Source organism: Georhizobium profundi, assembly GCF_003952725.1.
GTDB lineage: Bacteria > Pseudomonadota > Alphaproteobacteria > Rhizobiales > Rhizobiaceae > Georhizobium > Georhizobium profundi.
In genome coordinates this window covers 1246087-1271771 of record NZ_CP032509.1, presented here as the reverse complement: position 1 = coordinate 1271771, position 25685 = coordinate 1246087, and the positions used below count along the sequence as shown (strand labels likewise).

The following is a 25685-nucleotide window of genomic DNA, read 5'->3' as shown; positions in this document are numbered from 1 at the left end:
CCGCCCTTTCATCAAATAGGGCGGCCTTTTTCCGTTTTCGTACTGCGTCAGATGGCTACCGACGGTAGGTTTTCCCCGTCTCGTCGAAAAGATGCAGGCAATCGCGCTTGGCGGTGAAGCGCATCGTTTCCCCGCGCTTGACCGGCTGGTTTCCGGGCACCTTCACGACGATCGGCTCGCCCTCGACCAGTCCCTCGATGTAATAGAGCGTCACTTCGCCGAGCGCTTCCGAAAGCGCGACCTTCCCTTCGAAAAGGTAGTCCTCGCCGGTCGCAACGGTCAGATCCTCGGGACGCACGCCGAAGCTGGCGGCCTTGCCTTCCTGTGACGGGTCGGTCGCGATGTCGACCACTGCCTGGCGCCCGCCGGCCAAGGCGACCTGCGTCTGCACCCCCGCCTTTTCGACCCGCGCAGGAAGGATGTTCATCGCCGGCGATCCGATGAACTGCGCAACGAAGAGATTTGCCGGGTGATGGTAAAGCTCCATCGGCGACCCGACCTGCTCGATGCGGCCGGCCGACAGCACGACGATCCGATCGGCAAGCGTCATCGCTTCGACCTGATCGTGCGTGACGTAGATCATCGTCGTGTCCGGCATTGATTCATGCAGCTTGGCGATCTCGATGCGGGTCGCCACGCGCAATGCGGCATCAAGGTTCGACAGCGGCTCGTCGAACAGAAACACCTTTGGATCGCGGCAGATGGCCCGCCCGATGGCAACGCGCTGGCGCTGACCGCCGGAGAGCGCTTTAGGCAAACGGTCGAGATACTGGGTCAGCTGGAGGATGTCGGCTGCGGCACGCACGCGCCGATCGATCTCTTCCTTGGTTTCCTTCGCGATCCGCATGCCGAACGCCATGTTGTCGTAGACCGTCATGTGCGGATAGAGCGCGTAGGACTGGAACACCATCGCAATGCCGCGCTTTGACGGCGGGATGTCGTTGACCACCTGCCCGCCGATCGAAAGCGAGCCGCCGGAAATTTCCTCCAGACCCGCGATCATCCTGAGAAGCGTCGACTTCCCGCAGCCGGATGGGCCGACGAAGACGACGAATTCGCCTTCCTGGATGTCCAGATCGACCCCGTGGATCACATCCACATTGCCATAGGATTTCTTGATGTTCTTGAGCTGCAGTGCAGTCATTTCGCTCCCCTGTCCGCACGAACGGCCCTGCGGCCGTCCGCACTCGACGTTCCTCCCGAACTTCAGTCCGTCTTGCCGAAAAACGCGTCGAAAGCACCGAGATGGACGGTGCCGTCGCGGTAAAGACCAGAAAAATCATGATCGCTGATCGCCTGGATGCCGGGCCTGTCGAGCGCCACATCGCGACGCTCATCTGACAGGTTGAAGACGCACAGGATCGTCTCGTCACCCGCCTTGCGCTCGATGATCAGGATCCCGTCTTCGGCTTTCAGGATCGACATGGTGCCGACGCGCAGCGCCTCATGCGCCTTCCGGAACGCCAGGATCTTTCGGTAGTGGTTCAACATCGAGCCTTGGACGTGGTCCTGCTTGTCGACCGCGAGACCGAGATGGTCGCCCGGGATCGGAAGCCACGGGCGGCCGTTGGAGAACCCGGCATTCACCCCGTCGCCATCCCAGACCATCGGCGTGCGGCAGCCGTCACGACCCTTGAACTTCGGCCAGAAGCGAATGCCATACGGATCTTGGAGCTGATCGTAAGCGATGTCCGCCTCGGTTAGACCCAGTTCCTCGCCCTGATAGATGCAGAGTGAGCCGCGCAGCGATGCCATGAGCCCGGCCAGCAGCTTCATATAGGCCGTCCGATCGCGCACATGGTCGCCCCAGCGGCTAGCCGGCCGAACCACGTCATGGTTCGACATCGCCCAGCACGGCCACGCATCCTCCGACGCCTGACGCAGCGTCGTAAACACCTCTTCGACGCTCTCGGCCGTCGGCACTTCCGGCGCCAGGAAGTCGAAAGCGTAACACATCTGCATCTTGTCGCCGCCGCCGGTATATTCGGCCATCAGCTCCAGCCCGCGCTGGCTGTCGCCGATCTCGCCGACGGCCGCGATCGCCGGATATTCGTTCATCAGTGCGCGCAGCCGGCGCAGGAACTCGACATTCTCCGGCTGGCTCTTGGAGTAGAGATGCTCCTGAAAATTGTAGGGGTTCACCGCGGGCGCCGTCTTCGCGTTGCGGCGCTCCACCGGCAGGCTCGGATTGTCGCGCAGCTGCCGGTCGTGGAAGTAGAAATTGATCGTATCGAGCCGGAAGCCGTCCACGCCGCGGTCGAGCCAGAACCGCGCCACGTCGAGCACGGCCGCCTGCACCTCTTCATTGTGAAAGTTGAGGTCGGGCTGCGACGTCAGGAAGTTGTGCAGGTAGTACTGGCAACGCGTGGAATCCCACTCCCAGGCCGTGCCACCAAAGATCGACAGCCAGTTGTTAGGCGGGCTGCCATCGTCCTTGGCATCGGCCCAGACATACCAATCGGCTTTTGCATTGTCCTTGCTGGACCGGCTTTCGACGAACCACGGATGGATGTCGGCCGTGTGGGAAATTACGAGGTCGATCATCACCTTCAGCCCGTGGGCATGTGCGGCGGCAATGACATCGTCGAAATCATGCACAGTGCCGAACATCGGATCGACGCTCAGATAATCCGACACGTCGTAGCCGAAATCCTTCATCGGCGAGGTGAAGAATGGCGAAATCCAGATCGCATCCACACCGAGTGACGCGATGTAGGGGATACGCTGCGCGATACCGGCAAGGTCGCCGATGCCGTCGCCGCTCGTGTCCTGGAACGAGCGTGGATAGATCTGGTAGATCACCGCGCCGCGCCACCAGTCGTGATCGGCAGCCTTGTCGGTGAGCAATGTCGCATTTTCGGTCAAATCGTTCATGGCAATTGTCATAGTGGGAGGATCATCCGCCTTTCACGGAGCCCGCGAGAAGGCCGCGGACGAGGTAGCGTTGGAGGGTGAAGAACACGGCGAGCGGCACCAGGATGGTGATGAAGGCTGAAGCCGTCAGGATTTCCCAGTTGCCGCCGCGTGATCCGAGAAGGTTGACCAGGCGTCCGGTGAGCACCAGTTCGCTGTCCTGCGCGCCGAGGAAGACCATGGCGACGAGCAGGTCGTTCCAGGTCCAGAGAAACTGGAAGATTGCAAAGGAGGCAAGCGCCGGAAACGAGAGCGGCAGCACGATCTTCATGAAGATCTCGAAGTCGCTCGCTCCGTCGACACGCGCCGATTCCATGATCTCGCGCGGCAGCCCGGCAATGTAGTTGCGCAGGAGATAGACCGCGAGCGGCAGCCCGAAGCCCGTATGGGCAAGCCAGATCCCGAGATAGGTTTTCGCCGGCACGCCAAAGAAGGCGCCGATGCCGTTATACATGCGCAAGAGCGGGATCAGCGACATCTGCAGCGGCACGACCAGCAGCCCAACGATGACGGCGATCAGGAGTGCCCGACCGGGAAATTTCATCCAGGCGAGCGCGTAGGCTGCGAAGGCGGCAATCAGGATTGGAATGATCGTCGCCGGAATGGTCACCGTCAGCGAGTTGATGAAGGACCGACCGATCCCTTCAGACGCCAGCACTTCGCGGTAATTGTCGAGCGTGAAGCGTGGCGGGATGGTGGTCGTAAAGAATATCCGTGCGCCGCGCGGCAGGTCGAGTTCGCTCGGAGAGGTGATCGCATAGGCACCATCCTCGGCGACAGTCAGCACCCCGCCTTCGCGAAGCTCCGCTTCGGCGCCAGGCTCGTATTCCGTCGGGTTGAGGCCCGACGTGCCGAACGCCGACACGGTGCCGCTCCCCTCGCCAAAGACATTGCCTTCGAGGATGAACACACCGTCGCGCTCGACCTGGTCGTCGGAGGTTCCGGTGCGGGCCTGCAGGTTCTGGGTGGAGCCGGCGAGTGCCGTCCACCAGCCGGAGATCGCCAGTTGGTCCTTGTCACGGAAGGAGGAGATGAAGAGGCCTGCGGTCGGCAGCGTCCAGAGGACGACGAGCAGCAGCACCGAGAGATGGACCGCCCATGTGAGCGGTGACTTTGCGGAACCGGCGCCTCCCATATCAGCGGCCCTCCATTTCGGCGCTGGCACGGCGGATGTTCCAAACCATGATCGGGATGACCAGCACCATGATCACCATGGCGATCGCCGCGCCGCGCCCGAAATCGCCGCCACCGCGGAACATCCAGTCGAACATGAGATTGGCCAGAACCTGCGTGTTCCATTGCCCGTTCGTCATCGCCAGCACGATGTCGAAGACCTTGAGAACCAGGATCGTGATCGTCGTCCATACGACGGCAATCGTGCCCCAGATCTGCGGGATCATGATCTTGAAGAATATCTGAAAGCCGTTGGCCCCATCGATGACCGCCGCCTCGATCGTCTCGTCGGGAATGCCGCGCAGTGCCGCCGAAAGGATGACCATCGCAAAACCCGTCTGGATCCAGACAAGGATGATCATGAGAAAGAAGTTGTTCCAGAAGGGGATCGTGATCCATGCCTGGGGCTCACCGCCGAAATAAACGACGATGGCGTTGAGGATGCCGATCTGCTCAGAGCCTGCGGCACGGTAGTCGTAGATGAATTTCCAGATCACCGATGCGCCGACGAAGGAGATCGCCATCGGCATGAAGATCAGCGACTTGGCGATGTTGCCCCACCAGATGCGGTCCGTGAGCGCAGCGATGACGAGCCCGAGGAAGGTCGACAAGGCCGGCACGAAGAGCAGCCAGAGCATGTTGTTGAACATGGACTCCCGGAAGCCCGGATTGTTGACCATCCAGACGTAGTTGGAGAGGCCGACGAAGTTGCGGCCGGACCGGTCGTGCAGCGAAAGCCGCAGGGATTCAAACACCGGGTAGACGAGATAGATGCCGAGCACGAGAAGCGCCGGCCCGAGAAAGAGCCACGGGCGGATGGCATTGGCGCGTCGCATGTTGCGCGCGGCGGTCAGGGGATCGCGCCCCCGCGACGGAAAGGCCGCATCGAGCAGGAAGTTGGAGCCGAAGAAATAGGCTGCGCATCCCAAGACGCCGATGACGACGGTGACGAGTGCATCTGCAAGCTGTTCCATGCGATCAGCCTCCCCTTTGGCCGCCCCCTTCGGCTGCCATGGCTTTGGTCAGGGTATGCTATGCCCCGCGCGTGTGCATCATGCCGCGCGCCGAGCCAGCCGGCTCCCTCGAAAGGAAGCCGGCAGCTTGAACGGTGCTACTTGATGGAGTCCCAGGAATTTTGGACTGCGGTCGTGACGTCCTCGGCGGAAGCGCCGCCGACATAGTCGATCATCGCCGTCCAGAAAGCGCCCGCACCGATCGCACCCGGCATCAGGTCGGAGGCATCGAAGCGGAATGTCGTTGCTTCCGTCAGGATTTCGCCCTGACGACGGAGCGCATCATTGGCATAGGCTTCGAGATTGGCGCCCGTGTAGGGCGTTAGGAAGCCCGACTGTGCCATCCAGACCTCATGTGCGATCGGCGTCTGCAGGAACTCGATGAAGGCGCGGCCAGCCTCCGTATCCCGTGTCAGCATCGCGAGCGTGCCGGCGCCGAGCACCGGGCGGCCGAGATCGTTCTCGGCCGATGCCGGCAGGTAGAAGAAGTCCGCATCGAGACCAAGCTCGGTGCCTTCCGGGAAGAAAGACGAGATGAACGATGCCTGGCGGTGCATGAAGCATTCCGGCGGCGATGCGAACATGCCGTTCGGGCTTTCGCGGAAATCAGTCGAGCCGACGGCCTGGCTTCCGCCCTGCACGAAATCGTTGTTCTTGGCGAAGAAGCCGAATTCCTCGATCGCGCCGATGACCGCCGGGTCGTTGAAGGGGATCTCGTTGGTGACCCACTGGTCGTAGACTTCAGGCGCCTGGGTGCGCAGCATCAGGTCTTCCACCCAGTCGGTGGCGGGCCAGCCCGTCGCACCGCCTGAACCGAGCCCGATGCACCAGGGGGTATACCCATCGGCGGCGATCTGCTCCGTCAGCGCCTTCAGATCTTCGTAGGTTTCGGGAACCTCATATCCGGCATCGGCGAAATTGTCGGGGATGTACCAGACGATGGACTTCAGATCGATCTTGTAGGGAAACGCGTAGAATGCCTCGCCGTCCGGGCCCTCGTAGGTGCCGAGATCGACCCAGCTTTCACCGGCGGCGTAGTTTTCGTTGATCCAGTCGCGTGCTTCGTCCCCAAGCGGCGTCAATTGCCCTTTCGACGCGAGATCGGCAATCAGGCCTGGCTGCGGCAGGATCGCGACATCCGGCGGGCTGCCGGCCTCGGTGTCGATGACGATCTGCTGCTCGTAATTCTCGGAGGACGAGTAATTGACGGTGACGCCGGTCGCTTCCTCGAAATAGGCGGCGACGCTTTCGAACAGCGCCTGGTCCTCCCCGCGCCATGGTCCGAAGATCGTCAGGCTCTCGCCTTCGAGATCGTGCGCTTCAGAGAATGCCTCGAAGCTTTCCCAGTTGAAACGATCGTCTTCACCAGGTGCGAAAATCAATTCCTGAGCGCTCGCCGTGCCCGCGGTCAAGGCCACGGCGGCAACGCTCATCATCAGCCAGTTCTTCATCGGGTTCCCTCCCAGTCAATTCAATCGTCTGAACGCATGCTTCTGCTCAGAGAGCATAACGTCGAGCAAATGGCCACTGCAACGAGCGGCACAAAATCCAAAGCGCTTTGGTCGCAGCGACAAGATTGGATGATGCGCGGCAAGTCAAGGCTCCCAATCAATAAACTCCTGAATTACGCGGCTATCGCTCTGTTCGCGGTAGCATATGATGAATAAGCGGGTATCATCACGCTGAAATCTGACCCATTGCAGCGATCTGTAAACGCTTCTTCGCCACTGACAGGAGGGCGTTTGTCAAAGCGCTTTGGTGCAATGCAGCATGCCGAACCTGGGGAGTGACGGCCGTGAACCTCAAAGAGCTGGCCAAGCATCTGAGCCTCTCTCAAACGACGGTCAGTCGTGCCCTGAACGGCTATCCTGAAGTCAATGAGCGCACGCGTCAACGCGTTCTGCAAGCCGTGCAGGCGACCGGCTATCGTCCGAACCGCGCGGCTCAGCGTCTCGCAACAGGCAAGGCGGGCTCGATCGGCGTCATTATGCCCTCCAGTCCGGGGCGTGACACCGACCTGCATTTCTCCGAATTCCTGTCGGGCCTCGGCGAAGTCTGCGTGTCGGAAGACATCCTCCTCGTCGTTCACCCGAGCCGGCCGGAAGATGAGGAAGCCACATTCCGCAAGCTTGCTGCGAGCGGCAGCGTCGATGCCATCTTCCTCGCCTATACGCGCCGAAACGATACTCGCATCGATCTTCTGAAATCCTTGAAGTTGCCCTTCGTCGTCCACGGGCGCGCGGCAAGCGACGGGCCGCACGACTATCCGCTGCTCGACATTGATAATCACGGTGCCTTCCGCGACGCTGCCGATCTTCTGTTGCAACTGGGGCATCGCCGGATCGCGCTTCTGAACGGCCCGGACTATCTGACCTTCGCGATCGCCAGGCGCGCAGGCCTCGAAGAAGCGCTGAAAAGCCGTGATCTCAGCTTGAACCCGGCGCACTGCCAGGAATTCGCGATGACCGAGGAGAATGGGTATCGCGGCATGGTCCGCTGCCTGGAGACCGAGGAGCCTCCGACTGCCGTTCTGTGCTCGAGCATGCTGCTTGCGCTAGGCGCCGTGCGAGCCATCAACCAGCGCGGCCTGAAGGTCGGCCGCGACATCTCGCTGATCGCGCATGACGACGTGTTCCCCTACCTGAAGCCCGAGAACTTCACGACGCCGCTGACGACGACGCGGTCGTCGATCCGGGCTGCCGGTGCGCGCATCGGAGAACGGCTCATCGATGCCGTGGCTCGCTCGACACTCGATCAGCAGCAGGAAGTGTGGCCGGTGGAACTGATCATGCGCGCCTCCACCGGCCCTGCCCCGACGGAACTGGACATCAGCCGCCAGCAACGGGCCGGCTGAGTTTCATAAGCGCTGTCAGAAGACGGGCGGTTCGCGGCCCGCGGCACGATGGGCCGAGATCACGGTATTGGCCATCAGCATGGCGATCGTCATCGGTCCGACACCACCTGGCACAGGCGTGATGGTGCCTGCTACCTGCTCGGCCGCCTGGAAATCCACGTCGCCGACGAGGCGCGTCTTCCCCTCGCCGCGCTCCGGCGCATCGATGCGATTGATGCCGACATCGATCACGGTCGCGCCCGGCTTGATCCAGTCGCCCTGCACCATTTGCGGGCGGCCTACCGCAGCGACCAGAATATCCGCACGCCTGCAATGGTCGGCGAGATCCTTGGTGCGCGAATGAGCCGTCGTCACCGTCGCATTGGCGGCAAGAAGAAGCGCGGCCATCGGCTTGCCGAACAGGTTGGACCGGCCGATCACCACGGCATCGAGGCCTGAGAGGTCATTGCCGTGCACTTGACGCACGAACACCATCGCGCCCGCCGGCGTGCAGGAGATCAGGCCTGTCTTGAGATCGCCTGTCATCAGCTTGCCGGCATTGGCGACGCCCAAGCCGTCGACGTCCTTGGCGGGATCGATCGCCTGGATGATCGCATCGGCATCGAGCCCTGCCGGCAGGGGGAGCTGGACGAGAATGCCGTGGACCGAAGTGTCCGCGTTGAGCTTTGCAACGAGAGCCGCAAGCTCTTCCTGGCTGGTCGTCGCCTCCAGCGTGTACTGGCTCGAACGGAAGCCGCACTCTTTTGCCATGCGGCTCTTGGAGGATACGTAGACGTGGCTTGCCGGATCGTCTCCGACGATGATGACCGCAAGCCCGGGCGTCACGCCGGTCGCGTGCACGAGCGCCTCGGTTTGCGATTTCACCCGGGCGATCACGCCCTTGGCGATCTCTTTGCCGTCGAGGATTTGCGCCGTCATCCTGCTCTCCGCATTGTGCGTCAGGCAGGCGTTGACGCTATCGCGACGAGAAAATCAACCGTCGAGTCCAGAAATTCAGGCTTTGTGGCTCAATGGGCTGCGGGTTCTTCCGCCGCAGCCGGTTCCGCCGGCGCGGGAGCAGCTGCCGATGCGGGCGCAGCCGGGCGCCGACGCTGCATGTTGGAGCGGATTTCTTCCTTGGTCAGGTAGTCCACTTGCTCGATGATGATCTCGTGGAAGATCTTTTCCCCGACCCGCGCGTTCAGCGCATCACGCACGCCTTCGCGGAACTGCGTCAGGTCGAAGGTTTCCATCGTCGTGAAATCGATATTCGGATTGCCCATCAGGTGGGTGTAGAGCTCATCCGTGATCAGCGTCTGCGGCTGGATGGAGAGCTTGGCGAGTTTTTCAGGCTCGGCGGTGAAAACCAGACGGGCCAGGAAATAGCCCTGCACCGCGCCATCACGAATGACAGGAACCGAAATCACCTCACCGCGCACATAGTCGAGGCCACCGAAGAACGGAGGAGGCACGGCAGCTTCCGCTTCGTTGGTCGACGATGTCTGGATCGCGAAATAGACCGCGCCGAGTGTAACGGCGCAGATCCAGACGGCGGTGAGCGCAAGCTTGATCATTGTGCTGCGGGCCTGAAGGTATCCATGGAATAGGTGCCATCGGCTTCAGCGGCCTGGACAGCCTCGTTGATCAGGTCAGTCACGTCGCGCACGGCTTCCATATGGGCCTTGACGCGAGTCGCGTTGGTTTCGACCACGCTGCGCAGACGGATCAGACGATCCCCCGCCGCACGCGGCAGATCGGACGGCTCCATCGACTTCATGAGCAAATTCAGTTCGTAAAGGCAGCGGCTCTTCTGGGCGTTCGATGCGGTGATGTCGAACCGAGCATCGGTGCCGATAAGCGAGTTCTCGCGCTCAAGCACGGCTTCCAGCCGGCCCAGTACGCCGGAGATTCTCAGTTCAGTGCCGTTGGTTTCCATGTCTGGCCTTTTCATTGTTATCGGCAAAGCAAGTGGTCTGCCTGAAGCTTAGGCGTGATTGTCCGCTGCTTCAGAGCGTTCCCGTCCCTCAATATCTTTCCAGTCGTTCAACGTTGTGCGCTGCAATTCTTCAAGCATCATGGTCGCACGGTCGCGTGCCGCGTCCGGTGTGTGGGGTGATACCAGGCGTCCTTCGGCTGTCACGCGGGCGCCATCCGGCGCGAGCTGCTCGGCAATACCGATGCCGCCACCCTCGGAGATCATGCGGCCGAGGTGTTCGGCCATCATGCCTTTCCAGATTTCGCCCGCGGTCCCTTCGCCAAAGATTTCCTCGGCATCCTGGGGCAGCATCGACTTCACGAAAGTCTGCAGGACCATCGCCTCGAAGTCGCGGTAGGTCTTCATCGCATCGTCGGCTGGCGACAGTGCGCCTCGGCCGGTTCGGGCGGCCGCTCCGCCATCGCGGGCGATCGAAAACTCGATCGACGCCGACTGCGCACCATTTGCGGCCTTCTGCGTCAAAGCACGATGGGCTTCGCGCACGCTTGACGGATCTGCTGCGTTGATGACGTCGAGAATGATGTCGCTCGCGGGAGAGATGGCCAAGATATGCACCGTCGCTGAAGCACTGCGCCGTCCCTCATGGACAAGCCTTCAGTGCTGGAACGTTTCGGCGCGATCTGCATCGACGCACCGTCAAATCAACATGGCGTGACTATGAGCCTTGAAACTTACGGGAGGCTTGAGCGTCGATAGCGCCAATGCATTCAAGCAGTTGCTCAAGTTCGGCCTCCTGCTTCTGCCGCTCCACCTCGCCCAGCGCCATGGCCGTCGACTCCTCGAGCGTGTCCGCTTTCGCCTTCTCGGACATGACCTTCTTCTGCTGCAACTGCATGCGGCCGGTCAGGATCTGGTCGCGCACCTTGAGCTTGCCGATCTGCGCGCCGTAGAGCTTGGAGAAGTTGGCGTGCACCGGCTTCGGCGAAGCAAGCGCGCTCACAAGCGCATCCATCTTGTCCGCAACAAGCGCGCGCTCCCGCATGATGTCCGCGAGCTCGACATCGGCCACCCGCTCCATCTGTCGCTGAACGGCCGCAAGACGCTTCAGCTTGGCGTAGCGCTCGGCGCTCATGTCAACGCTCCATGAAGATCGGTTCGAAGCCGGCGGCGAACAGGCGGAAGAAATCGCTCGAGCCGAAATAGATCAGCAGCAGCCCACCAGCGATGAGGAAAGGCAGTGAGATGAAGTAGACCGGTATCTGGGGCGCGAGCTTGTTCACTAGGCCGACAGAAAGGTTGAAGACCAGACCGTAGATGATGAACGGGCTCGACAGTTGCAGCACCAGCCGAAACGACGCGAGCAGCGTGTCGGTCAAGGATACCAGAGCCAGCTGGGAGTCGAACGCGAGGCCGAGGGGCATGAAATCGTAGGAGCTCGTCAGCGACACGATCACCACGTGGTGGAAGTCCAGCATGAACAGCATGAGAATGCCGGTGAAGCTGATCAGCCGCGACAGGTCGGTGTGCTGCTCCATGTCCTCGATGCCGCCACCCGGCATGCCGTTGAAGCCGATGACCATCGAGATGACCGAACCGGCAAACTGCAGCGCCGCCACGTAGTAGCGCGCAAGCAGGCCGATGACTGATCCGATAAGAAGCTCGACGCCGACGATGCCGATATAACCCGGACCACCTTCCGAAACGCGCGGATAGATCTGGTCCCACATGAGCGGCGCGAGCGCGAAGGAGATGCCGATGGCGATGAAGAGCCTGACCTGCAGCGGCACGCGAATGGTGCCGAAGCCCGGCAGCAGCATGAAGCAGGCGCCGATCCTGCAGAATGCCGCGAAAAGAGCGAGGACGGAGCCTTCGGGATCCGTGATCAAGAGATCGCGCCCAGAACCTTGATCTCGAGCCCCTTGGCGATCTCCACATGCGAAATGACGGGCAGTGTCGCAAAGAGGCGTTCGATGATCATGCGCACGTAAGGCCGCGCATCCGGTGCGGTGACGAGCACGAAGGGTCGGCCCTTGTCCAGCTCCTCGCGGATGACCTTGGTCGCCTGCTCGCTAAACTCTTCCAGATGACGCGGATCGATGTCGAACTCGACCACCTCGCCCTTGTTGTCCCGCTTGAGCGCCTGGTGGAAGGCGAGATCCCACCGGTTGCCGAGGCGCAGAACGCGCAACACCCCATTTTCGGCAAGATCACCGCACAGCTGCTGCGCCATGCGGATGCGCACATGCTCGACGATCTGCTCGGTCTTGCGCACATGCGGCGCAAGTTCGGCGACCGCTTCGATGATGAGATGCAGGTTGCGGATCGACACGCGCTCGGCAAGCAGCAGCTTGAGCACGGCCTGAAGGCCCGAATAGGTCATGTGCGACGAACAAATCTCGTCGGCGAGCTTCTTGTACTCGGGATCGAGCCGTTCCAGCAGCACCTTCATGTCCTTGTACGACAAAAGCTGCGGCAGGTTGTTGCGGATGACTTCGCTCATATGGGTCAGAACGACGGAAACGTTGTCGATGGGCTGGAAGCCTTCGCGCTTGAGATCTTCCGTGAAGCTTTCCGGCATCGAGATCGCCGGCATGCCGAAGGCCGGCTCGCGAATATCGTCGCCCGGCACGCTCGGCATGCGGTTGGCCTGCTTGACGACCATGACTTCGCCGACGCGCAGTTCGTTTGCGGCAACCACGGTTCCGTGGATGCGGATCTGGTAGCCCTTCTGCGGCACCGAGTAGTCGTCGCTGACCTTGATTTCCGGCACGACGAAGCCGTACTGCATCGCGAATTTCTTGCGCATCTTGCCGACACGGAACGCCAGTTCCTGGTGCGCGCCGAGCAGTCGCGACGAGACGTGCTTGCCGAGCAGCAGCTCGACCTCTGCAGTCTTCAGGACAGACTTGACCGAGTCCTTCTCCTTCGCCTGCTCTTCCATCTTCGTGCTGCGCTCGGCCTCAGCCTCCGCAAGCTTCACTGCCTCGATCTGCCGAGGAATGATCCAGCCGCCGAAGGCCATGATGCCGCCGAGTACGACAAAAGGCAGGAACGGCAGGCCGGGCATGAACGCCAGCACGAACATCAGCACTGCCGCGACGATCAGGGCCTTCGGATAGTGACTGAGCTGGCCGATGACGGCCTGGTCGGCCGAACCCGTCGTGCCGCCGCGCGCCACCAGAAGGCCGGCCGCCAGCGATACGATCAGCGCCGGGATCTGCGTAACGAGACCATCGCCGACGGACAGGCGCACGAACACGTCAGCTGCTTCGCCGATCGGCATGTCGTGGCGCGCATAGCCGATGATGATGCCACCGAAGATGTTGATGGCCGTGATCAGCAGGCCCGCGATTGCATCGCCGCGCACGAACTTGGACGCACCGTCCATGGACCCGAAAAAGGAGCTTTCCTCCTCCAGTTCCTTGCGGCGGCGCTGTGCTTCCTTTTCGTCGATGATGCCAGCCGACAGGTCTGCATCGATCGACATCTGCTTGCCGGGGATCGCGTCAAGGGTAAAGCGCGCGCCCACTTCTGCGATGCGGGTTGCACCCTTGGTGATGACGATGAAGTTCACGACGATCAGGATCATGAACACGATCAGGCCGATCACGAAGTCGCCGGACATGACGAGGTTTGCGAAACCGTGGATCACGCTGCCGGCGGCATCAGTGCCTTCATGGCCCTGGGACAGGATGATGCGGGTCGTCGCGATGTTCATCGCAAGCCGCAGCATCGTGGCGATCAGCAGGATCGTCGGAAACGAGGAGAACTCGAGCGGCCGCTGGATCCACAGCGAGACCATCAGAATCAGGACCGAGAGCGCGATCGAGAAGGCCAGCCCCATGTCGATGAGGATCGGCGGGAGCGGAAGGAACAGGATCGCCAGGATGGCCACGATCCCGAGCGCGAAGCCCACGTCGCGGCCTTGCTTCTTGGGAAATGCCGGGGAAAGGGCCTGGATTTGCGCCATCGTCACTGCCGTCCGCTTCGGGCCGGTCGCACGGACGCGTCATGCGTCGGTGTTGGAGACCGCCTGACAGAGACCTAGCGAGCGAAGCTTGCGTGAGCATTTCGACAGGCGAGCGAAGACCTGACTAGAAGCCGCTCTCGATGCGCGAAAAGACGATGTTCGTGAAAAGCGAGATCTGTGCCCCGACGAACGGCGCCGAAATGGCGACCGTCACAAGGATGGCAACGATCTTGGGAACGAAGGTGAGCGTGATTTCCTGAACCTGCGTCAACGCCTGGATGAAGGCGATGCCCACGCCGACAACCATGGCGACAAGCACCGCCGGCCCTGAAGCCACGATGATCGTCCAGATGGCATTCTGAACAAGTTCGAGAGCGTCTGCTTCATTCATGGCACGCTGCCTCAGCTGATGGAAACGCCCGATGTCACATCGATCTTCTTGCCGTCTTCGAGAATCGCAGTGATGCCGTCAGACCGCAGAAGAACTTCCTTGACGACGCCCGAGGTCAATCCGTCGGTCGAGGTCAATGTGCGGCCGATAACCGCATTGGCTTCGGACAGCGCTGAAGACTGTAGCAGCATTTCAAGCCGGCGGTTCGTCTGGATCGTCTGCTCGACCTGGGAGAAGGTCGCCAACTGCGCGATCTGCTGCGTCGAGTCCATCGGCTCCGTCGGATCCTGGTTGCGCATCTGTGCGACCAGAAGCTGCAGGAAATTGTCGTAGTCGAGCATGGCGTTTTCCGACGCCTGCTGCGATTTGGAGGTCGCCGCGGTGCTCGTCGTCGCGCTGCCGGTGGCCCCTATCTCCATGGCGCAATCTCCTTCTGGATCGCAGTGATCGTCGCCGGCGTCATCTCAGGCGTGTTTAGAACCTGATCTTCGAGCGGGTAGAGCTTGCGGATCATCTTGAGTGCTTCGAACGGTTTCTTGCCGGAAACGACCTCGTCGATCAGCTTCAGCTGCGTGCGAATTTCCTCGTTCTGGAAGCAGTTCAAGAGCATCATGATCGACTTCTTGAACATGTTCATCGACTGATCTGCGCCTTCCGGGTTGATCAGCATCATCTGCACGATGAAGTAGAGCTGCTTCAGCGGCGTCGTCGCGTCCTCCGGCTGAAGAACATGGTTCTCCAGAAGGAAGGTGACGTCGTTGAGGAACTCGAGCGACACCTTGCGGTCGACCCGCAGGACGGCACCATTGATGAAGATTCTTTCGCCGCTCTTCAGCGAAATCCGCAGCGAACTCTTCATTTCAGTCCATCCCTGATGATCGACGAAATGTCGATGATGCCTTCGAAGTTCTCGGATTCACCTTTCCGGATCTTGTCGCTTTCGCGAAGGATCCAGAAACCGACCGAGATCAGATTTGCCTTGAGCGAAAGGTCGAGTTCGTTGTCCGGCGCATTCAGGTCTTCGATGAAGCGCATCCACACGCGATTTGTGAAGTAGAGTGCCTCGATGGCATCTCTCGATTTCGGACCGGCCACACGGGCCCGCTCCAGAAGGCCGATGGACTTGTCGAGAACCTGCCGCTCCCGGTCCTTCGATTCAGCAACATCATCCTGCTGTATCTCGGCATAAGAAAACTGATACATTCAGCTCGCCTTGTCATGTGTTGCGCCAGTGCCGGACGGCACGAGCGGCTAGAGGAAGTTCAACAAGCTCATCTGCTGGATTCGCGCGGTCAACGAGTAGGACGCTTCCATCTGGGTGAGCAGTGTATTCATGCGCGTGGCAGCCTCGTAAGGATCGACGCCTTCGAGTTCACCAATATAAACCGCAACGATATCTTTCTGGGTTCGCAGGCTGACATTGGCTTTTGTCACCCGCATTTCGGCAACGCCAAGCTCTGCCCGTTGCTCGTCGACAGAGGTGATCGCGCTGCCGGCCATGCTGATCACGGCGTCGCTCAGTGCCGCGCGTGCTTGACTGTTCCAGTTGCCGCCGATCAGCTCGCTGCCGACCACTGCGGCCATAGCGAATTGGCGGAAGCCCGCATTGTTGGCATTGGTCGAGCTTTGAATGACCTCCGAGCCATTGATGCGGTTCGTCAGGTTCGTGTCAGACGCACTCGACCAGTTCAGGTTCCAGGCCGGGCCCTCGAACATCTGCTTGACGTCGGTATCGAGGAAGTTGGTCAGGTCTGCAGCCGAAATCGTCTCCGTCTGCGGATCAGTCTGCGAGAAGCCGAAGCGCGACTGGAACAAATTGTCGAACGCGGCCTTGGCAGGCGAACCCGGCGCGAAATAATCGTTCATCGGCCGAACATCGGTGTTCACACCGGCGAACAAGAACTCGCCGCTGTTGGACGTATTTGCCAAAGCCGAGAAATTGCCGAGCGCGCCGTTGATCGTCTGCTGTGCGACTTTAACCAGAGATGCATTTTCGCCGTCGCTGAGCGTGATCAGCGTGTCGAGCATCTGCTGCGCGCTCTCCGACAGCTGACCCAGAACAACCTGCGAAGACGACAACCGCTGGCCGACAAGCGCGTTCGTGTCGAGCACGGCGTCGATGCGCGCGACTTCGCGGTTGAGCGAGATCGACCGTGTCGACTTCGAGCCGAGCGCCAAGCCCACATCCGCATAGCGGTTGGTCACGACTTCCTGCTGCCGGTCGGTCACTTCCGACTGCGCCCGCTGGATGGCGAGCCGGACCGCGTTCTGCATGGCACTGGTTGAAACGAAAGTTGTCTTCATGGCTCTAACGCACGCTCAGCAGCGTATTGATCATCTCGTCCACCGCCGTGATGATGCGGGCGGACGCCTTGTATGACTGTTCAAGCTCCAGGAGCTTGGCCATCTCTTCGTCGATGTTGACGCCGGTGGCATTCGAGAGCGCCTGGGTCGTGCGATAGTAGGAGGCGTTCTTATTTTCGGCAGCGGTGTTTGCCTGCTGGCGCAGGCTTTCCATCCAGCCGACCGAACTGGCAGCAAAATCGAAGAGCGATGCGCTCGCACCGATCTGGGCGTTCACATCGAAGTTCACGGGTTCCGACATTTGCGTCACGAAACCCTCGATGAGTGACGAGAACCCGGCGCCGCCTTCGACGTTTACGACGTAGTCTGCGCCGTTCGCACCGCCATCACGCAGCAGGAAAGCGTTGCCGGACGGCTGCACGTAAGCGGCGTTCACAGCAAGCGAGGTTGCCATGCCAGGCACGATCGTCCCATCGGGAGGGACGGTGCCACCACTCCAGGTGAAGAGACCCGGCAGATCAGTGCCGCCCGTTTGCGACACTTCGCGGAATGTCGTCACTAGAGCACGCGCCATTTCGTCGAGCTGCGACTGGTAAGTCGGCGCAATCGTATCGCGAACCTGGAGAAGCGCCCCGAGCGAACCCGAAGCGGTTGTCGCTCCCCCTTCGCCGGCACCAAGCGGTACGCCGTCGACCAGCACGGCATTGCCGACCGTGTTGGCGTCAAAGCCGTTCGTCCGCGCAAAGGTCACGTCGCGCGGCACCGTTTCGAACAGCGTCGCGCCTTCTTTCGTGTAGAGCGCGATATCGTTGTTCGGCCGCTTGACGACCGTCACGCCGATGATTTCGGAAATGCTTTTCAGGATCCCGTCGCGAGTATCCAGCGCATCGGAGGCATCCTGGCCGCTACGCGTCGCATTGCGCACGTCGTTGTTGACGACTTCGAACTCGCCGAGCAGCTTGTTGAGATCCTCGACCTGACGCGAAATCTCAGTGTCGGTCTGCAGGCGCATTTTCTGCAGGTCGATCGATGATTGGCGTATACCGTCGGCAAGCAGAATGGCGTCGGCGACCGCTCCCTGGGCTGCGCTGGTGTTGCTCGGCTGCGACGCAAAAAGCTGCAGCGAGTCACGCAGTGAACCCATGAGGGCCGCCGGTGCCTTTTCGAAATCATTGCCGCCGATCAAGGCACGGATCTGGTCGATGCCGTCCAGAAGCGCGTTCTGACCGCTTGCCGACGATGTCGACACGAGACTGTCGCGGAACAGCACGTCATTGGCGGCGCGCGAGATGTTCACGACCTGCGCGCCCCAACCGTTGCTCGCCAGCGTGGCAGATCGGCGGACATAGTTCTCTGCGCCGGCATTCGAAATGTTTCGAGACACGGTCGACGTTTGCGTCGACGTGTTCGAAAGGATCGATTGAGCCGTATTGAGTGCCGATGTCAGAGACATGCCAAACCCTTGAAAGACGGTTTATCGCTTCAGATTGACCAGGATTTCCATCAGGTCCGAACCCGTCTGGAAGACCTTCGAATTGGCCGTGTAGCTACGCTGCGATTCAATCATGCTGGTGAGCTCTTCGGCGATATCGACGTTGGAGCCTTCGAGTGCGCCGGAAATGATTGAACCGAAATTGCCGCTTTCGGCAAAGCCCGTGACGATCACGCCGGAATCAACGCCTTGCGTGTAAACGTTGCCGGCCAATGGCTGCAGCTTGTCCGGGCTCTGAACGTTGGCCATCGCCAGGCGATAGAGCGGCTTCAGATCGCCGTTCTCATACTGGCCGTAGACAATGCCGTTCGAGCTGATCTGCACGCTTTCGAGCTTACTCGGCGCGCTGCCGTTCACTCCGGCGGACGCTACATCATAGGGATAGCCAAGTGCGGTGATCCGGCTGAGATCCATCGCAATGTCTGGATTGCCCGTCCCAAGATTGAACGTCAGCGACGGCGAGGTTGTGAGCTGGCCGTTCGTGAAGGACAGCGTCGTGGGCGCGTTGAGCGGCGTCGCCGTCGGATCATCACGGCGCACGATTTCGAGCGTCCATTCTTCCGGCGTCGATGTCGACGGGTCGGCAACCTGGGTCTTGGTATAGACGAGATCGACCAGGACAGTGTTGCCGACCGTATCGAATACAGCGAGCGAGCTGCTCACCCTATCTCCAACCGCCGCACCGGACGGAAGGTTGCCGGCGAAATTACCTTCGGTAGAAGCCGTTGCGCTCAGATTGCCCTGGCCGATATTGACGGGCGACAGGCCATCGAAACCGTTGACGACCGTCTGAGGCGTACCGGTTCCGTTGTAAGGATAGCCGAGAAGCGTAAACCCGGCCGCATTCACCAGCTCACCGCTGCCATTCGGCACGAAAGAGCCTGCACGCGTGAGGAACGGGTCTCCATTGCCGTTTTCGACAATGAAGAAGCCGGGACCTTCGATTGCAAGATCGGTCGCCGAGGAGGTGAACTCTAGCTCGCCCTGCTTGTTGACGTTGTATCGGACGTCAGTCGTCACGGCGCCTGAATTGTAGGAGCCGGAGGAGCCTGGCAGGATCAGCGACGAGAACTCGGTCGAGGCGCGCTTGTAGCCTGCGGTATCGGAGTTCGCGATGTTTTCGGCGACCGTGCTCAGCCGATTAGCCTGCGCGTTCATTCCCGATACGCCAGTGCGCATCATGCCGTTGAGACTCATCGATCAGACCCTTTGTAGATTGATTGGGGACGATGCTATGGGCCCTGGCTTGCGCGAACCTGACAGAGGCCGCCGCCGGGGCGAGAGATCGCTCAGTCCCAGTCGATGCGGTAGCCAAGGAAGCGCTTGGAATCGATCGGATCGACGCCGAGCTTCTTGCGCAGTTTCTTGCGCAGCTTGCTGATGTGGCTTTCGACGACGTTCTCTTCGACGTCTTCGTCGAAGATGCCGTAGATGGCGTTGAAGATCTGCCCCTTGGTGACACGCTTGCCGCGATTGGCGACAAGATATTCCAGAATTCGGCGCTCTCTGCGCGGCAGAGCGAATGTCTCGCCTTCGATTTCTGGATCACGACCATCGGAGAACACGCGGATCGAGCCGATGTCCGTATGGTTGACCATCGACTTCAAGCGACGACGAATGGCAGCCGCACGGGCCAGGATTTCCCGCGGATGAACCGGATTGCGAACGACGTCGTCGACGCCGCTGTCATAGAGCGCCAGCGTGGCTTCCAGAGAATGCGTATCGTTGACCGCGATCACCGGTGCTGCAGAGCGGCTGCGGATGGCGCGGGGAAGCTCGAAAGTCGAGTTCGACTTACCGATCAGGAAGGCCTCGACAGCATCGAGATCCGTGTCCGCTGCCGTGTGAACCCACGCCTGAAACTCACGAGGCTCAAAGCTTGCAGACGGCACACCCTCCCGTCCGAAAAGCGATTTAAAGCCTTCCGTCACGAGCTCTCGCTCGTCAACCACAACGATCATTGTCGCCCCCGAATCACCGCACCCATCGCGTTAACCACGTTTTACGAATCGTGAGATTCTGGAACAACTACAGGAAATATTGATGCCTTTTGGCAGTTGCGACCGCTTGGCGTGCCGATTTGATACTAGATGTTGTGAGGCCTCGCGGCGGAGCCACAAATTTCCTTTGGAAAAAGTTAACAACGCCTAAATTTGGCCTTGCCGGCCACAATTGGACGTAGCTTCCGCTAATTCAATCTGAGATTGAAGAGGAAAGGTGACGGATCACGTGCAGAATGCACGGGCGCCGGGCGTCCATTGTCCGTACCCCGTGGCCACCAGATTGCTGATGACGCGGCACACGTACCGTTTCTGAGCCGGATCGTTGTTCGGCCCCGCATGATAACGCGCCACCGCCATCGTCCAGCTATCATGCCGACCTTTCAGCTCATGCAGAAATCGCGCGGCATAGCGAACATTGGCATGCGGATCGAGCATGGCATCGACCGAGGCGAACTGGTCCCGATGATAGTGATGATTGATCTGCATGCAGCCAAGATCGACCAGCACTTTACCCTGCGCCAAAGCATCGTTCAGGACCTGCACCGCTTCGCTCTTCGACCGCGCGAAGTATGCCTTGCCTTCGATATTGAGCGCAAAGGGCTGCAATGACCCGCGCATCCCGGTCTCCGTGAGCCCGACGGAATAGAGAATGCCGACAGGAATATCGTAGGCCTTGGCAGCGTCAGTGATCTCCGCTTCGCAGCTCGCAGCCGCTGCCTGGCTCACTTGGCTAGAGATACACGTCGCCAGAAGCAGCGCGATCAGTCCTGCGCGCATCGACATCTCCCTGCTCCCGTCCCGAACCGCGACGACCGTCGCTGCCGCCCTCACCGCGCTGCTGCCCGGTTGCCGATTGCTGGCTGCTGCCGCCTTCCATCTGGCCCTGCTGGCCGGCGGCACCGTTGCCCGAAGTCGGGCCTGCACTTGCGCTTTGCGCCGAGCGATCGCTGCCCACATGTTGGACAACGACGTTCTGAGCATCGATGCCCTGCGCCTTCAGGGCCTTGGCGAGGCCGCTCTGGTCATCCGACAACTGCCGATAGGCCTCGATCGTCTCGACCTTCAGTTCGATGGTCAGATGACCGCCGCTCATGCGGAACGTGGCTGTCACCGTGCCGAGTTCGACCGGGTTCAACTGGATCTTCAGCGTGTTGCTGGCATTGCGTGCCGTGTCGAGCGTTGTGGCGGATGTGGAAGCCACGTCCCGCAGCATCGCGTTCCACTCGCCGTTCTCGGTTACCGTGCTGATGATGCCGGCGGTGGACGTCTGGCCTGCGGCCACACCGAGAAACTTGCGGCTTTCCAGGATCGAAAGATCGGCACCGGCGCGCAGCATATTGTCTGCCCGGTCTTGCCGACCACCAAGATCGGCAAGACGGTCTGCCGGCGTGGTGGCGCTGGTCTTCTGCGATGTGTCGCTCACGCCACGGCCGCTATCCAGCATGGGTGCTGTCTTGAGCCGATCGGGATCAACCCCGTCCACCTTCGCGCCACGAGATGCACCATCGAGGCGGATCGGGTCGGCCTTCGTTCCATCTGGCCGTGCTTCGCCCTTGGCCATGCCCTGCGCGATGGAGCGGGCCACGGCATCGACCACTATGGACGGCACGTCGCCCTTGCCGCCGACCATGCGGAAGACATCGATCTCGCCATCGGCGCTCTGCGGCACCTCCGCGCCCTTCAATGCAGCAATGTCCGGACCGTCGACGGCAAGCTGACCATCAGCCGGAACCACCGGCAAAGCCGTGGTCGTGCTGCGCGATTGCAGCCAGGCGCTGATCGTGTCCGGCTTGGCAAGAGCCTGCTGCAGGGACGAAGTCACACTCGTGCCGACGCCCTGCGAGGTTTGAGTGCCCGCGAAGTCCATCACGTCCTGCGTCAGATCGAAACTGTCTTCAGCCGCATCCGAGCTTTCGGACAGGTCACCCGAAGCGGACTCAAGCGTTTGAGGTTGTGCTCCATTCGCTTCCTGGGAAATGGTATCATCCGGCTTCGAGCCATCCACTGGCCGGTTGCCGGCCTTGGCGGTGTTCTCGAAAAGGGCGAGCAGTGAACTGCGATCCTCGCGGCCGATTTCTCGCGGGCCTGCCACGTCCTTGCCCCCACGCGGCGCGTTGGTGATATCCACCTCGATGTCGCCCTTTCCATTGGCTGATGCCTCTGCGCGGGCCTGGCCGTTACCAGTGCCGCCGCGTTGCCCTTTCGGATCCTTGGCGGACAGCCGATCGATCGCCTGGCTGAAGACATCGCCTGCGTCCCGTTCCTTCTGGCCTCCGCTTCGACCCTTGATCGTCGGATCGTTGCCAATTGCGGGCAGTCCGATTCCCACAGGTGCGCTCATCGGTCTTCCTCCAGCAATGCGTCGATGCTTTCCAGAACCGCGCGGCGATCGTCCACGAAGCCGTCAACTTCGTCTTTCACGGCATCGGCCGGCGCATCGGTTATTTCGGGTGCGCCCTCGCCCTGCGGCATCATGGCCGGCTGCGTGGTGTCGGGAGCAAAACTGGCATCAGGCTCGACCGATACCGCTACCGGCTCGGCAATCGCTTCGAGGATCGGCGGCCGCGTGACCGCAGCGGCAATTGATTCGGCGGCCGATCGGAGCGCTCGATCGCGTGGTGATAACGCCGCATCATCGATGCTGGAAACGGCGGCAGCGACGCCGCTCACATCTTCACCGGGAATGGCTGCCGCTCCCGAATAGAGATTGGCGAGCGCCTGCGCCTTCTCGTCTTGCACCCCGAGTCCTTCGGCAGCGGCGGCCGCTTCCTGGGCCAAAGTCCGGTTGCCGTTGATGGCTGCCCGCCGGGCAATGCGCAGATAGATCGAGCGCTGCCGCGCCTCGTCCATGAACGCCAGCGTTTCGGCGATCCGCTCGCTCTTCACATCGTCCGGGTGCGAGAGCACCAGTTCCACGAAGAGATCGGCGAACTGGCCGGCATAGGGCGAGTGCAGGAAGCGCCGCGCATAGCGTTCGGCACGCTTCAATCCCTCATCGACCATGCCGAGCCTCACGGAAACCTCGACGGATCGCCGAAGCGCCGCTTCCTCGATGATCGAGCCTGGAGCCAGGAGCCTGGCCCAATCGAACAGAGGAAGTGAATCCGCCGGGCTGGAAAGCGCCGCCGCATTCGCCGCGACAAGCGTCAGATAAGGCTCGATGCGCGTGCCTTGATAATGCACCAGAATATCGCGCAGGGGTTCGAAGACACCGCGCCCGCGCCCGCGCAGATGCTCTTCAAGCAGAGGCATGAGCCGCGGATCGAAGCCCGCTTCCGGAAACCGGCGCGCGAGCATCGGCAACGTTGCCGGGTTGCCTCCGCTGAGCGCGTAGATGATCGCGGCATCCATGCCGTGCTGGTCGTAGAACGTCTCGGCGCTCGCCGCGCGCAGCCGCTCGTCGATCACCGTCAGCAGGTGACGCTGCATCTCGATGGCCGAATGATCGCCCTTGATCACCGCGTCCTGCACGAACTGCAATGACCGCACCATGGAGAGCGGCGTCGGACCGGCCTCCATGGCCTGTGCCTTGACGGGCACGAACGCCGAAGCCGCTACTGCGACAATGGCGAGCCAGCGCCGTGTCATGGGAGGATCTCGCTGGCATCGGCCTGCACGAGTATTTCGATGCGCCGGTTGGCATCGGCGAAGGGATCATCAGGCAGCTTCGGCCGGCGATCGGCAAAGCCCGACACCTGCACGATGCGATCTTCCTCCAGGCCGCCACGCACGAGCATGTAGAAGGCGCTGTGCGCGCGCGCTGTCGAAAGGCGCCAATTGTCGTTGCCTTCGCCGCGGAAGGGATGCGCGTCCGTATGGCCGCGGATAACGATCTGGCCGTCACGTTCCGCAAGCAACGCGCCGATGCGCTCCATGGCCAGCACCAGCTCGCGCTGCGGAACCGGAGAACCGCTGGCGAACATGGTGACATCGACCTGGTCGGTCAGGCTGATCAGAAGCCCGCCCTCGGCCGGCGTCACCTCAAGACCCTCCGCCAGCTTGCCGCCGACGCCGGCGATCTGCTGCTGGATCTCAGTACGCAGTTCCTGCGCTGCATCCAACTGCGCGTTGGTATCAGCCTCAGGAGTCACTGCTGCCATTTCAGCGGGAGGCGTTTCAGAAGTTGGCGCCGCCTCGGCTGGACTTTGCGCCGCTGCCGGCTCCGGAGCCGCAGCCGGCGCGATCACAATATCCTCTCCCGCAGCCGGATCGACAGTATCTGCGGCCGGCGAAAGGGCTTCTTCGATCAGCGCGGCATCATCGGAGATGGCCTGAGGCGTCACAAGCGCCGTCTCCTCATTGGCAGGATCGAGGCTGATTTCGCTCAGCGACTGCTGCGACCAGAAATCCGGATCGAAGGGATCGCGATAGGCCTCGCCACCGGACGCGCCGGTCGCAGGTCCTGACGTCTGCGCTCCACCCTCGCCCGCGTCGGAAATATTGGCCTGCTGCCCCGTTTCACGGGCGATTTCCGCCAGGACGGCATAGGGATTTTCAAAATAATCCGATTCGGAATACTCCGTTTTCTCGCCGGCCGTCGCGTTGCGGTCGGAGCCCTGCTCGATGCTGGCACCGTCCGTCGTCCCTTCGCCCTGCGTATCGGCAGCAGGTCGGTTGGTCTCGCCTTCGGAGGCCTGTCCTTCATCCTGGATGCTGCGATCGGCCGGCTTTTCATCCATAAGCTGGATCGGGTTGAAGTAGCTCGCAACCGCCGCCTTTGTTTCCTCATTGGCTGCATTGACGAGCCACATGACCAGAAAGAACGCCATCAATGCTGTCATGAAGTCGGCATAGGCGATCTTCCAGACACCGCCGTGATGCCCTTCTTCCTCGCCATGCCCGCCCCGTCGGACGATAACGATTTCCCGCTCGATTTCAGGCCGATTGCTGTCTCCGCTCACGCTACGGCCTCCTTCAAGGCTTCAGACCAGTCCGCGAGCCGCGTCGCGAAGACCGTGCCATCGAAATTCACGATAATGTCCATGTCGTCGCTTTCTTCGAAGGCGAAGGCGACGCCTGCATCGTCGAAGTGGCGCGCCAGCTGTTCTTGAAGGCCTTTCGGCCCAGAGACCGAGACGCTCGCTTCCGGCCCATTGGCGATCGCGGCCTGGATGGCGCGGGCCAGTTCGTCGACGACGCGGCGGCGGATGATGGAGTCGAGGAACGGCGCCAGCACATCACTGACCTGCTCACCGATCGTATCGCTAAGATTGCCCGCGATGCCATCGAGCTTGGACGCGATCATCGTCGCGTAATCCTGCTCGTAGGACGTGCGGACGCTGTCCATTTCCTCGCGATGCCGCGCGCGTTCGGCCTCGAGTGCAGCCGTAAGCTCCGCCTCCGCACGGGCGGCCGCCGCCTGCTCGCCGCGCGCGAAAGCGGCTGTCAGTTCCGCCTCGAAGTCCCGATCGGGAACGGCCGGCGCGATATCGATGCTGACCGGCTGCGGCTCGACATGACGCAGACGGGTTGCGTGCACGCCGCGAACCTCGTCCGGCGCACCAAAATCGCGCAGATAATCAGCAATGGAAACCATCAATTCGAACCAGCCCGAGCAGACACGCAATCAGCCGGACACACACTCCGCCATGTATGCCATTCGGGTCTGTTCTAGGAGGCGAAGCTTGCGTGAGGGTGGTTGAAGGGGAGAGGTGAGA

General features: G+C 61.3%; 26 protein-coding genes. 1 reads left to right on the top strand and 25 read right to left on the bottom strand.

From position 1 onward, the window contains the following. Nucleotides 1-55: 55 nt before the first annotated feature. From D5400_RS05985 to D5400_RS05965, 5 genes are all read right to left on the bottom strand, one after another. Complete coding sequence (locus tag D5400_RS05985; RefSeq protein WP_126008612.1) at nucleotides 56-1144, bottom strand: ABC transporter ATP-binding protein; 1089 nt, start codon at nucleotides 1142-1144, stop codon at nucleotides 56-58. A gap of 62 nt (nucleotides 1145-1206) precedes the next feature. Continuing rightward, nucleotides 1207-2874: a beta-galactosidase BglA gene (gene bglA / locus D5400_RS05980; RefSeq protein WP_126008610.1), complete on the bottom strand. Its 1668-nt coding sequence runs from the start codon at nucleotides 2872-2874 to the stop codon at nucleotides 1207-1209. A 22-nt stretch (nucleotides 2875-2896) separates the two neighbouring features. Then, nucleotides 2897-4048: a carbohydrate ABC transporter permease gene (locus D5400_RS05975; protein WP_126008608.1), complete on the bottom strand. Its 1152-nt coding sequence runs from the start codon at nucleotides 4046-4048 to the stop codon at nucleotides 2897-2899. Between the two features lies 1 nt (nucleotide 4049). Beyond that, entirely contained in the window at nucleotides 4050-5060 is a 1011-nt protein-coding gene (locus D5400_RS05970; protein WP_126008606.1) for a carbohydrate ABC transporter permease, read from the bottom strand. Nucleotides 5061-5197: 137 nt separating this feature from the next. Next, complete coding sequence (locus tag D5400_RS05965) at nucleotides 5198-6550, bottom strand: ABC transporter substrate-binding protein (protein ID WP_126008604.1); 1353 nt, start codon at nucleotides 6548-6550, stop codon at nucleotides 5198-5200. 344 nt (nucleotides 6551-6894) lie between these two features. Here D5400_RS05965 and D5400_RS05960 point away from each other — a divergent pair, with 344 nt between their 5' ends. Next, nucleotides 6895-7953, top strand: coding sequence for a substrate-binding domain-containing protein (locus D5400_RS05960; protein ID WP_126008602.1), 1059 nt, complete (start codon nucleotides 6895-6897; stop codon nucleotides 7951-7953). A gap of 15 nt (nucleotides 7954-7968) precedes the next feature. On the opposite strand, the gene folD is transcribed toward D5400_RS05960, so the two are convergent. From folD to D5400_RS05860, 20 genes are all read right to left on the bottom strand, one after another. Then, nucleotides 7969-8871, bottom strand: coding sequence for a bifunctional methylenetetrahydrofolate dehydrogenase/methenyltetrahydrofolate cyclohydrolase FolD (gene folD, locus D5400_RS05955; protein WP_126008600.1), 903 nt, complete (start codon nucleotides 8869-8871; stop codon nucleotides 7969-7971). 89 nt (nucleotides 8872-8960) lie between these two features. After that, on the bottom strand, nucleotides 8961-9506 hold the full coding sequence (locus tag D5400_RS05950; RefSeq protein WP_126008598.1) for a hypothetical protein: 546 nt from the start codon (nucleotides 9504-9506) through the stop codon (nucleotides 8961-8963). Then, nucleotides 9503-9868: a hypothetical protein gene (locus tag D5400_RS05945; protein ID WP_126008596.1), complete on the bottom strand. Its 366-nt coding sequence runs from the start codon at nucleotides 9866-9868 to the stop codon at nucleotides 9503-9505. The genes D5400_RS05950 and D5400_RS05945 overlap by 4 nt, the downstream gene beginning before the upstream one ends. Before the next feature lie 48 nt (nucleotides 9869-9916). Continuing rightward, a complete protein-coding gene (locus tag D5400_RS05940; protein WP_126008594.1) occupies nucleotides 9917-10474 on the bottom strand; it encodes a rod-binding protein in 558 nt (185 codons plus the stop codon). 109 nt (nucleotides 10475-10583) lie between these two features. Next, nucleotides 10584-11000: a hypothetical protein gene (locus tag D5400_RS05935; protein WP_126008592.1), complete on the bottom strand. Its 417-nt coding sequence runs from the start codon at nucleotides 10998-11000 to the stop codon at nucleotides 10584-10586. 1 nt (nucleotide 11001) lies between these two features. After that, entirely contained in the window at nucleotides 11002-11754 is a 753-nt protein-coding gene (gene fliR, locus D5400_RS05930; protein ID WP_126008590.1) for a flagellar biosynthetic protein FliR, read from the bottom strand. Then, nucleotides 11751-13838, bottom strand: coding sequence for a flagellar biosynthesis protein FlhA (flhA, locus tag D5400_RS05925; protein WP_126008588.1), 2088 nt, complete (start codon nucleotides 13836-13838; stop codon nucleotides 11751-11753). Before flhA ends, fliR begins: the two co-directional genes overlap by 4 nt. A 124-nt stretch (nucleotides 13839-13962) precedes the next feature. Next, complete coding sequence (gene fliQ, locus D5400_RS05920; protein ID WP_126008586.1) at nucleotides 13963-14229, bottom strand: flagellar biosynthesis protein FliQ; 267 nt, start codon at nucleotides 14227-14229, stop codon at nucleotides 13963-13965. 11 nt (nucleotides 14230-14240) lie between these two features. Further along, nucleotides 14241-14648 (bottom strand): flagellar hook assembly protein FlgD, encoded by a 408-nt coding sequence (gene flgD / locus D5400_RS05915; protein WP_126008584.1) that lies wholly within the window; start codon nucleotides 14646-14648, stop codon nucleotides 14241-14243. After that, nucleotides 14639-15088 (bottom strand): flagellar biosynthesis repressor FlbT, encoded by a 450-nt coding sequence (gene flbT / locus D5400_RS05910; RefSeq protein ID WP_126008582.1) that lies wholly within the window; start codon nucleotides 15086-15088, stop codon nucleotides 14639-14641. Before flbT ends, flgD begins: the two co-directional genes overlap by 10 nt. Continuing rightward, nucleotides 15085-15432: a flagellar biosynthesis regulator FlaF gene (gene flaF, locus D5400_RS05905; RefSeq protein ID WP_126008580.1), complete on the bottom strand. Its 348-nt coding sequence runs from the start codon at nucleotides 15430-15432 to the stop codon at nucleotides 15085-15087. The genes flbT and flaF overlap by 4 nt, the downstream gene beginning before the upstream one ends. A gap of 48 nt (nucleotides 15433-15480) precedes the next feature. Further along, nucleotides 15481-16533: a flagellar hook-associated family protein gene (locus tag D5400_RS05900; RefSeq protein ID WP_126008578.1), complete on the bottom strand. Its 1053-nt coding sequence runs from the start codon at nucleotides 16531-16533 to the stop codon at nucleotides 15481-15483. Nucleotides 16534-16537: 4 nt separating this feature from the next. Beyond that, on the bottom strand, nucleotides 16538-17986 hold the full coding sequence (flgK, locus tag D5400_RS05895) for a flagellar hook-associated protein FlgK (protein ID WP_126008576.1): 1449 nt from the start codon (nucleotides 17984-17986) through the stop codon (nucleotides 16538-16540). Between the two features lie 21 nt (nucleotides 17987-18007). Continuing rightward, nucleotides 18008-19222 carry a flagellar hook protein FlgE gene (locus D5400_RS05890; RefSeq protein WP_126008574.1) on the bottom strand — a complete coding sequence of 405 codons (1215 nt, stop codon included), beginning with the start codon at nucleotides 19220-19222 and terminating at the stop codon, nucleotides 18008-18010. 92 nt (nucleotides 19223-19314) lie between these two features. Next, nucleotides 19315-19986, bottom strand: a complete 672-nt coding sequence (locus D5400_RS05885) for a response regulator transcription factor (RefSeq protein ID WP_126008572.1) — start codon at nucleotides 19984-19986, stop codon at nucleotides 19315-19317. A gap of 264 nt (nucleotides 19987-20250) precedes the next feature. After that, nucleotides 20251-20805, bottom strand: a complete 555-nt coding sequence (locus D5400_RS05880; protein WP_404863853.1) for a transglycosylase SLT domain-containing protein — start codon at nucleotides 20803-20805, stop codon at nucleotides 20251-20253. Further along, nucleotides 20759-22369 (bottom strand): flagellar hook-length control protein FliK, encoded by a 1611-nt coding sequence (gene fliK, locus D5400_RS05875; RefSeq protein ID WP_126008568.1) that lies wholly within the window; start codon nucleotides 22367-22369, stop codon nucleotides 20759-20761. The genes D5400_RS05880 and fliK overlap by 47 nt, the downstream gene beginning before the upstream one ends. Continuing rightward, on the bottom strand, nucleotides 22366-23616 hold the full coding sequence (locus D5400_RS05870) for a chemotaxis protein (RefSeq protein WP_126008566.1): 1251 nt from the start codon (nucleotides 23614-23616) through the stop codon (nucleotides 22366-22368). The genes fliK and D5400_RS05870 overlap by 4 nt, the downstream gene beginning before the upstream one ends. Beyond that, on the bottom strand, nucleotides 23613-24929 hold the full coding sequence (locus D5400_RS05865) for a MotB family protein (protein WP_126008564.1): 1317 nt from the start codon (nucleotides 24927-24929) through the stop codon (nucleotides 23613-23615). The genes D5400_RS05870 and D5400_RS05865 overlap by 4 nt, the downstream gene beginning before the upstream one ends. Then, nucleotides 24926-25564, bottom strand: a complete 639-nt coding sequence (locus D5400_RS05860; protein ID WP_126008562.1) for a hypothetical protein — start codon at nucleotides 25562-25564, stop codon at nucleotides 24926-24928. The genes D5400_RS05865 and D5400_RS05860 overlap by 4 nt, the downstream gene beginning before the upstream one ends. Nucleotides 25565-25685 lie beyond the last annotated feature (121 nt).